This window comes from Pseudomonas sp. 05N434, from assembly GCF_056396965.1.
This window is the reverse complement of sequence record NZ_JBFTMK010000382.1, coordinates 1-6,336: the sequence shown is the minus strand read 5'-3', so window position 1 is coordinate 6,336 and position 6,336 is coordinate 1. Positions and strand designations below refer to the sequence as shown.

Sequence of the window (6,336 nt, the reverse complement as noted above, 5' to 3'; positions counted from 1 at the left end):
CAGCAGCACATGGTCTGCGGTCAACTGGTTGATGTCGCGCAGGGCACGTTGCAGCGCGGCCTGATCCTGGAGGATGCCCAGCTCCGGTTTGCCGGTGAAGTTGCCGATACAGTGCACGAAGAACTGAATGTTCTTCTGGAACGCCGCACAGGCCGGAAATGGCGTCTGGTTACCACCTTGCAGGCCATAGAGCACCAGGCTGCCGCGAGGCGCGAGCACATCGCCGAGCAGCGACATCTGCGGGCCGCCCAGGCCATCGAACACCACATCGACGCCACGGTTGTCGGTAATTTTGTTGATCCGCATCAGCAGATCTTCTTCTTCGGTGACGATGACTTTTTCGGCACCCAGCGACAGCAGGTATTCACGCTCGTCCGCGGTTTTGGTCGCAGCGATTACTCGCACACCAAGGGCTTTGCCCAGCTGTACGAACGACGGCCCGGCGCAGTGACTGGCGTCGGTCACCAGAGCGAATTGCCCGGGCTTGACGCGCGCCAGATCGGTGTAGCCAAAATAGGCGACCAATAGCGGTGTGTAATGCACGCTGGCTTCGACCGGGCTGAGCACGTCCGGGTAGCGGGTCAGCGCCGTGCGCGGCAGAACGATCTGTTCGCCGTAGACCGGATAATCGTTGGGGCTTTCGGCCGGGAAGCTGGCGACCTTGTCACCGATAGCGAGGTCATCGACCCCCTCGCCGAGCGCCGTGACCACGCCGGCCATTTCATGACCCAGGCCTGAAGGCAGGCGAGCATGGGACGAGGCCAGGTTCTGGCGCCAGAGAATGTCGTACCAGCTGATGCCTATCGCCTCGACACGCACCTGCACTTCGCCCGGCGCAGGCAGAGCGGCCGCATGCTCTTCGCATTTGAGCACCTCGGCTGGACCAAACTTGTGAAAACGGATCGTGCGGGACATCGCAAACCTCGTCAAAGTAACCTCTAATGCCCTGAACTCTGTGCAGAGTACCAGCCTTTCCCCGTAAGATTCACGCCGGCCATTGTTCTCATATGGTCGCTCACGTCAAGTTTGCTGAATCTGCCAGGACCCCAGATGAATCGTAATGACCTGCGTCGTGTCGACCTGAACCTGTTGATCGTTTTCGAAACACTGATGCACGAGCGCAGTGTGACCCGCGCTGCGGAGAAATTGTTCCTCGGCCAGCCGGCCATCAGTGCGGCGCTCTCGCGCCTGCGTGGGCTGTTCGATGACCCGTTGTTCGTGCGCACGGGCCGCAGCATGGAACCTTCCGCCCGAGCGGTGGAAATCTTCGCCCTGCTCTCGCCGGCCCTGGATTCGATTTCCACCGCGGTCAGTCGCGCGGCGGAATTCGATCCGGCCACCAGCACCGCGGTGTTCCGCATCGGCCTGTCGGACGATGTCGAGTTCGCGTTGCTGCCGATGCTGCTCAAGCGCCTGCGCGCCGAGGCACCGGGCATCGTGCTGGTGGTGCGTCGGGCCAACTACATCCTGATGCCGAACCTGTTGGCCTCGGGCGAAATTTCCATTGGCGTCAGCTACACCGCCGACCTGCCGGCCAACGCCAAGCGCAAAGTACTGCGCCGCAGCATGCCGAAACTGTTGCGAGCCGACTCCGTGCCGGGGCCGTTGAGCCTGGATGACTTCTGTGCCCGCCCCCACGCGCTGGTGTCGTTCGCGGGCGACCTGAGCGGCTTTATAGATGAAGAGCTGGAGAAGCTGGGGCGCAAACGGCACGTGGTGCTGGCGGTGCCGCAGTTCAATGGGCTGAGCACACTGATCAGCGGCACCGACATCGTGGCCACCGTCCCGGACTACACCGCCGAAGCGTTGACCGCCGCCGGTGGTGTTCGGGCGGAAGATCCACCGTTGCCGGTGCGCAGCTTTGAATTGCACATGGCCTGGCGCGGGTCGCAGGATAATGATCCGGGTGAGCGGTGGTTGAGGTCGCGGATTCAGATGTTCTTTGGGGACCCTGAGAGTCTTTGAATCAAACCAGCGTAGCGCCTGATCGCTGGCAACCGGGCGCTATCCATAGCGGTCATGCATGGCGATTGTCCGTACCGTCCACGGTGCGACGGGCCGTGGAGGCGCCGGCACCAAAGATCGGCCAAGTGGCACGGTCTTGCGGGTTGACGACGGAGGTAAAGGCTTCCGCTCCGATCAGCAGGAGGTTTCTCGCCGAGCCCTACATCACTTCCTGATGCGGGGCGCGGCCCAGCGACCAACCGAAGTTCATGCCCGCAGCCGCCAACAGGATGGCGCTCGCGCCAATTACTTGCAGGACGCCGAGCGGGTGGGCGAAGGCAACCCAGTCGACCAGGATGGCGACGATCGGATAGATGAACGACAGTGCCCCGACCAGCGCCGTGGGGATTTTCTGGATAGCGCTGTACAGCAGGGTCGACATGAGCCCGGTATGGACCACGCCGATAATGATCAGGTATGTCCAGGCGCCCTCGACCGTATCGCCCCTGCTGAAATCCACGAACGGTGCCAGGACCAGCACGCCTACCACCATCTGGATCAGCACGATCAGGTGCGCGGGCAGGTCCTTGAGGCGCTTGGTGATCGCCGCCGCCACTGCGTAGAAGAAGGCTGAAGCCAGGGCCAGGCAAACGCCCAGCAGGTAGTCGGCGCCAGTGCCCTGCCCGCTGCCTTTGGCGGACACGATCAGCATCAGACCGGCGAAGGCCAACAGCAACCAGCCGACCTTGGCGGTGCTGAGACGCTCGGCGAAGAACAGCACACCCAGACCGACCAGCATGAACGGCTGAACGTGGTAGACCACCGTGGCAATGGCGATAGAGGAATGTTTGTAGGCACTGAACAGCAGCACCCAGTTGAGGATCAGCGCCACCCCGCCAAGGCACACCAGAATGAACTGCCGGGCGTTGATCAGGGAGCGGCGCAGCACCCCAAGCACCAGGCATGTGACCAGCATCGCCATGGCGCCGAACAAGCAACGCCAGAACACCACGGCCTCCGGGCTCTGCCCCGACATGATGACGAACCAGCCCACCGTGCCGGAGATCACCATGGCCGAAATCATTTCGAGCGTCCCACGGGTTTGCGACTTCATCACTCACTGCTTCCTTGCTGCCGGCATTGCCATAACCTAAGCCGCCATTCGCGGGGGTTGGTTCGGCAAATAGAACTTTATAATGAACTAACGCTCACTATACTGAACAAAACGCGCTGGGAGCGTCAACTCATTTCAGGATGATTTAAAAAACGAATGACCAATATAACGAACAACCTGCTGAGAAATAACCCGAGCCGAATCGATCTGCTGGCCCTTTCAATCAAACGCGAGCGCCTGGCCGCCGGGCTTTCCTTGACCGAGCTGGCCAAGCGCGCCGGGGTGGCGAAGTCGACCTTGTCTCAATTGGAGTCGGGAATCGGTAACCCCAGCATCGAAACCTTGTGGTCGCTGGCGATGGCAATGGGCTTGCAAGTCACTCGGTTCTTCGAGCAACCCCAGCAGACCCTGCGGGTGATTCGCGCCAACGAGGGTATGACGACCTATGCCGAGACTGCCAATTATGCAGCGACACTGCTTGCCGATTGCCCGGCGGGAGTACAACGTGATATCTACCGGCTCAAAGTGCAGCCCGGCGAAGTTCGGCTGTCTCAGCCTCACCCACCGGGAACCGTAGAGCACGTGGTGTTGTGCAGCGGCAGCGCCCATATCGGCCCGGCGACTGGACCTGTATTGCTGAACGCTGGCGACTACATCAGCTACCTGGCGAATGTGCCTCACGTGTTCGAAGCACTCGAGGCGGACACCACTGCGGTGATGGTGATAGAGCATTCCTGAGATAGGTGGCATGGACACGCCAAATGTTGAATCGCCCTGAATTTTCTGGACGCCCTGACAGCGACTCACGATGCCCCTGACTCCAATGCGGAGTTAACAGTAACCATTAGAACCCTAATGGAATTCAGCCAGTACTCGCCATTTTCGTTCGCTCGTGTATCACGAGCGACTTGGGGGTAAAAGTGGGGGGCATCATCAGTTTTTTTATCGCGCGAACCACTTTCCTAGAGCCCTGCCCAAATGTTTTCGATCTCAGGTGTACCCTGAAAAGCAGCGCTCAAACCCGTCACCCTCTCCGCCTTCATCACCATTTAATAACAGAGCGTTATAGGTAAATCGCAGATGGATTCTTCGCCGCAGCCTTGCTGCTCAATCGGTGGATTCCCGCGCCATGAAAAATCTAACTACATTACCTAGCAACACTGTGTAGCCTGCGCGTAAATGCCCGGGCCACACTGCAACGCAATCCTGTTTGCGCGGATGTTGAGTGGCCTTGACATGTTCGCTCAATTGAAACAGTCATTGCGCACTCAACAGCAGATTACGATCTCCACCTCGCAGCATCCGAGGCTAGACCTCTGATTCCTTCAGACTAAAACCTTTGTGGCATCACACTCTCCACTCCGCAGTAAGGCTCAAGCCAATTCGGCTAAAGATGCCGGATTGAATCCCTTCAGATCTGCGTAATCTCCATTTTCCACTTTGGCGACCCAATCCTTGTCACTCAGCAGAACACGCCCTACAGCGATCAGATCAAACTCTTCGCGCTCCATGCGTTCGATGAGCCGATCCAGGCTCGCAGGGATTGATCCCTTTCCGGCGAAGGCGTGAGTAACATCATTATCCAGCCCAACCGAACCAACGCTGATGGTTGTGGCTCCAGTGACTTTCTTTGCCCAGCCCGCGCAGTTCAGTCCGGTCTCCCCGTCAATTTCGGGAAACTCAGGTTCCCAGAAGCGTCGCTGCGAGCAATGCAGAACATCAACACCAGCCTCAACCAACGGCAGCAGCCAGTCTTCCATTAATGCAGGAGTGTCGGCGAGGCGCACGCCAAAGTCCTGCTGCTTCCATTGGCTAACGCGCATGATGATAGGGAATTCGGACCCGACCGCATGACGAACGGCAGACACGATCTCAGCGGCAAAACGGGAGCGCTCTTTGATAGTCGGTCCGCCATAACGATCGGTGCGCTGATTGGTGCCGGCCCAGAAGAACTGATCGATCAAATAACCATGAGCCCCATGGATCTCAACGGTGTCGAAACCCAATCGTTTCGCATCCGCCGCTGCCTTGGCGAATGCAGCAACTGTGTCTGCAATATCCTCTTCGCTCATCGCCACACCGCGCGGGTCGTTTGGCGAGTCGAGGCCAGATGGGCTTTCAACTGGCGCATCAGGCTCCCAGCCGCTGACGTCACGCACTGCACCGGTGTGCCAGAGTTGCGGCCCCATCCGGCCACCCGCATTGTGAACAGAATCGATCACGTTCTTCCATCCGGCTAACGCTGCCTCACCGTGGAAAAAAGGAATGTTGGAACCATTACGTGAAGCGGGACGATCAACGACGGTGCCTTCCGACAAGATCAACCCGACCTGACCCTCTGCCCGCCGCCGGTAGTAAGCAGTGCTCCCTTCGCCGGGGATGCCCTGCGGCGAAAATTGCCTCGTCATCGGCGCCATGACAATCCGGTTTTTCAGTTCAAGCGACCGGATGGAAAAGGGACGAAATAAAATGCTGGTATCTAGGTTTGACATTGGATGGACTCCGTTTGCTTTTGGAAGCCATATAAGTATATTTTGTAAACCAAATGTCAATTAGGCACTTAGAGTCGCCTAGGTATACATGAGGAAACTTCGATGCGCCTGTGGCAGTGCAGTATGAGATCACCCCACTTGGTCGAACACTGCAGCAGCCATTTCGCGAACTGCATAAATGGACGCTCGACAAATTGCCTGAAGTTGAAGCGGCCCGGTCGAAGTTTGACGAGGCCGCGGAGGCAAACCTACCAACGCCACATTAAGTGCCTAATTGACGCTGGGTTTATCTGCAACCGCCTGATGAAGTTATTACTGTTCAAGCGATCGCAGAAGTCACGCTGCCAGGTATTGGGCGAGCGAAATACTCGTCACAATAACGATATGGGATAATTAATAAAAATCCGGTTTTCATCAAACTCATTGGTGCTGAAATCCCTGCGAACACTCGAATTGCGCCATCTAACGCTGAGATTTTTCAGCGCGCCGGACTGCACAACGTAGGCCAATTCCGATTCTCGGCCCCATTCCTTGCCATCTGTTATCGAACCTGTGTGGACATTATCACCGCTGATATATCGGTTCATTAATGTCAGTCCCGGGATACCGAGCACAACGAAATTAAAGTCATGGCGTACCTGCCATGAGCGCTCCTGAGCGTTATCAAAACTGGAGTTATAGCTATCGTTGGCCAAAGTTCCGCCACTGGTGCCGTTGACCCGCATCCACGCGCTGTCGCCGGTGAGTTTTTGCAAGCCCACGTAAAAGGTGTTGCCGCCGTATTTG

At 57.9% G+C, this 6,336-nt stretch carries 6 protein-coding genes and 2 pseudogenes; 3 read left to right on the top strand and 5 right to left on the bottom strand.

Annotation, left to right across the window (positions count from 1 at the left end):
* Nucleotides 1-915, bottom strand: a 915-nt coding sequence (locus tag AC1DLB_RS21225; RefSeq protein WP_477785590.1) for a zinc-dependent alcohol dehydrogenase family protein, incomplete at its 3' end; no start/stop codon positions are given.
* A 135-nt stretch (nt 916-1,050) separates the two neighbouring features.
* Between AC1DLB_RS21225 and AC1DLB_RS21220 the strand changes: the two genes are divergently transcribed.
* A complete protein-coding gene (locus tag AC1DLB_RS21220; protein WP_086944243.1) occupies nt 1,051-1,965 on the top strand; it encodes a LysR family transcriptional regulator in 915 nt (304 codons plus the stop codon).
* A gap of 52 nt (nt 1,966-2,017) precedes the next feature.
* Here the strand turns inward: AC1DLB_RS21220 and AC1DLB_RS21215 are convergent.
* Nucleotides 2,018-2,152: pseudogene (locus AC1DLB_RS21215) on the bottom strand (beta-ketoacyl-[acyl-carrier-protein] synthase family protein); the annotation flags it as partial.
* Nucleotides 2,153-2,164: 12 nt separating this feature from the next.
* Nucleotides 2,165-3,058, bottom strand: coding sequence for a DMT family transporter (locus tag AC1DLB_RS21210; protein WP_477743229.1), 894 nt, complete (start codon nt 3,056-3,058; stop codon nt 2,165-2,167).
* A 156-nt stretch (nt 3,059-3,214) separates the two neighbouring features.
* Here AC1DLB_RS21210 and AC1DLB_RS21205 point away from each other — a divergent pair, with 156 nt between their 5' ends.
* On the top strand, nt 3,215-3,796 hold the full coding sequence (locus AC1DLB_RS21205) for a helix-turn-helix domain-containing protein (RefSeq protein ID WP_192350575.1): 582 nt from the start codon (nt 3,215-3,217) through the stop codon (nt 3,794-3,796).
* Nucleotides 3,797-4,431: 635 nt separating this feature from the next.
* Here AC1DLB_RS21205 and AC1DLB_RS21200 read toward each other — a convergent pair.
* Nucleotides 4,432-5,550, bottom strand: coding sequence for an NADH:flavin oxidoreductase (locus AC1DLB_RS21200; protein ID WP_019579029.1), 1,119 nt, complete (start codon nt 5,548-5,550; stop codon nt 4,432-4,434).
* A gap of 104 nt (nt 5,551-5,654) precedes the next feature.
* Here AC1DLB_RS21200 and AC1DLB_RS21195 point away from each other — a divergent pair.
* Nucleotides 5,655-5,816 (top strand): annotated as a pseudogene (locus AC1DLB_RS21195) (winged helix-turn-helix transcriptional regulator); the annotation flags it as partial.
* Between the two features lie 105 nt (nt 5,817-5,921).
* On the opposite strand, the gene AC1DLB_RS21190 reads toward AC1DLB_RS21195, so the two are convergent.
* The coding region (locus tag AC1DLB_RS21190; RefSeq protein WP_477785589.1) for an OprD family outer membrane porin at nt 5,922-6,336 on the bottom strand (415 nt) is incomplete at its 5' end.